Here is a 593-nt window from a genome sequence, read left to right on the forward strand (position 1 = left end):
GCCCTCTACAGCGCTTTCAGCCAGGACAAACCCGATCCCTTGCCCGAACTGGAAATCCAGTACGCCGATTACGCCCATTGGCAGAGGAACTGGCTCAAGGGCGAGGTCCTCGAGCAGCAGCTGGGATTCTGGCGCGAGCAGCTCAGGGACGCACCGGCGCTGCTGGAACTGCCGACCGACCGCCCTCGTCCGATGGTGCAGAGCTACCGCGGCGGCAGCGTCGCCTGCATGCTGCCCGCAGCACTGACCGCCCAGCTCAAGGCGCTTTCGCAGCGTCATGGCGTGACCTTGTTCATGACCTTGCTTGGCGCCTGGTCTGCGCTGCTCATGCGCCTGTCGGGACAGAACGACATCGTCGTCGGGACCGCGGTTGCCAATCGCCAGCGCAAGGAAGTCGAGTCCCTGATCGGCTTTTTCGTCAACACCCTGGCATTGCGCACCCGGTTCGAGAATGACCCGACCGTGCGTGAGTTGCTCGGCCAGGTCAAGGCTTGCACCCTGGGCGCGTATGCGCATCAGGATCTGCCGTTCGAACAGGTGGTCGACGCGGTCCAGCCGGTACGTAGCCTCAGCCATAGTCCGCTGTTCCAGGT

General features: G+C 63.9%; 1 protein-coding gene. It reads left to right on the forward strand.

Translation table 11 applies throughout. The annotated features are described in order from the left end of the window. On the forward strand, window positions 1–593 hold a 593-nt coding region (locus U1H99_RS30090; protein WP_323145160.1), incomplete at both ends, for a condensation domain-containing protein.

The sequence above is a fragment of the Massilia phyllosphaerae genome, from assembly GCF_034659755.1.
Classification (GTDB): Bacteria; Pseudomonadota; Gammaproteobacteria; order Burkholderiales; family Burkholderiaceae_D; genus Telluria; species Telluria phyllosphaerae.